This window comes from Algimonas arctica, assembly GCF_014652695.1.
GTDB classification, from domain to species: Bacteria; Pseudomonadota; Alphaproteobacteria; order Caulobacterales; family Maricaulaceae; genus Litorimonas; species Litorimonas arctica.
Genome location: NZ_BMZH01000037.1, coordinates 1 through 1,950, shown reverse-complemented (window position 1 = coordinate 1,950; position 1,950 = coordinate 1). Strand labels below are relative to the sequence as shown.

Genomic DNA, 1,950 nt, shown 5'->3' with positions numbered 1-1,950 from the left:
TCATCGCCCGCACCGCCGCGAACGACGTCATCGGTTGAGATATTCGTGAAGGCATCATTGCCCGCATTACCGGTGAAATTATCGGCGGCTTCCGTGCCTGCGGACATGACAACGACCGTATCTTCCGTTCCGGTCGCCCCACCAAAGATGACGTAGCTCTCATTGGCATTAAATGAGCCAATGATGAGATCATCAAAGCCGTCGCCATTGACGTCACCCGCGGAACTGACGGAGATTCCAGAGAAATCATTCGCGTCAATGCCGTCGATCCGGAAACCATTCGTGCCGTCCAACGTCGAGAGATCTAGCGCGCCGCCCACCACCGCTGCCGCACCGCCAAAAATCACATAGCTCTCGCCGGCCGCGCTATTGCCATTGGGGTCAGCTGCATAGGCCCCTATAATCAGATCATCAAAGCCGTCGCCATTGACGTCACCCGCGGAACTGACGGAAATTCCAGAGAAATCATTCGCGTCAATTCCGTCGATCCGGAAACCATTCGTGCCGTCCAGCGTCGAGAGATCCAGTGCGCCGCCCGCCACCGCTGCCGCACCGCCAAAGATCACATAGCTCTCGCCGGCCGCGCTATTGCCATTGGGGTCCCCGTCTTTGAAGCCTATGATAAGATCATCAAAGCCGTCGCCATTGACATCACCCGCAGAGCTGACGGACCGGGCGGAGACGGTCGCGGTGACGCCGTCGATCCGGAAACCATTCGTGCCGTCCAGCGTCGAGAGATCCAGTGCGCCGCCCGCCACCGCTGCCGCACCGCCAAAGATCACATAGCTCTCGCCTGCTGGGAATGCATCAGACGCAGCGATGATGAGGTCATCAAAGCCGTCACCATTCACGTCGCCAGCAGAGCTCACAGAATAACCAGAGAAGTCACCGGCATCAATGCCGTCGATCCGGAAGCCATTCGTGCCGTCCAGTGTGCTCAGGTCCAACGCGCCGCCCGCCACCGCAGTCGCCCCGCCAAAGACGACATAGCTCTCACCCGCATAAACATCGCCATTGGCGTCGGCTGTATAGGCCCCTATAATCAGATCATCAAAGCCGTCACCATTGACATCGCCGGCTGAACTCACCGAACGGCCAGAGAAATCATTCACATCAATGCCGTCGATCCGGAAGCCATTCGTGCCGTCCAGTGTGCTCAGGTCCAGCGCGCCGCCCGCCACCGCAGTCGCGCCGCCAAAGACGACATAGCTCTCGCCTGCAAAGCTATCGCCATTAGGGTCAGCGGCATAGGAGCCGATAATCAGATCGTCAAAGCCATCGCCATTGACATCGCCGGCTGAACTCACCGAACGGCCAGAATAGTCACCGGCATCAATGCCGTCGATCCGGAAGCCATTGCTGCCGTCCAGTGTCGAAAGATCCAGCACGCCGCCCGCCACCGCGGCCGCTCCGCCAAAAACCACATAGCTTTCACCATTGGGGTCGGCATAATATGCGCCGATGATGAGATCATCAAAGCCGTCGCCATTGATATCGCCGGCTGAACTCACCGAACGGCCAGAGGCGTCACCCACATCAATCCCGTCGATGCGGAAGCCATTGGTGCCGTCGAGGCTAGACAATGAGATGACAGGAACAACTGCCCCCGCAACAACAACACCGTCTTGCACGCGCACAGTCGCATTGCCGTCGGTGTAGACATTATAGGTCACACCCCCGTCCGTGACTTGAGTGCCCGGAACCCAGCCCTGAAGGTTGACCGTATCGCCCGCATTGCCCAGCACATCGATCGTGGTCGTTCCGCTACTGCGCTCTTCCGTTAGGTCGAACACCGCCAAAGCGTCAAGCGTCAGCGTGTTGTTGCCTGAGCCTGTTATGTCGATGATTTCGATACTGCCAAGACCTGCATTGCCTGCAGTCGCCGCATCCAGAAATAGACCCGCTCCGTCCAAGACCAACGTGTCCTTGCCCGTCCCGCCACGAATATCG

1 pseudogene is annotated in these 1,950 nt (G+C 58.6%); it reads right to left on the bottom strand.

The features are described 5' to 3' along the window. A pseudogene (locus IE105_RS15220) lies at positions 1–1,589 on the bottom strand (integrin alpha); the annotation flags it as partial. Positions 1,590–1,950: the final 361 nt, after the last annotated feature.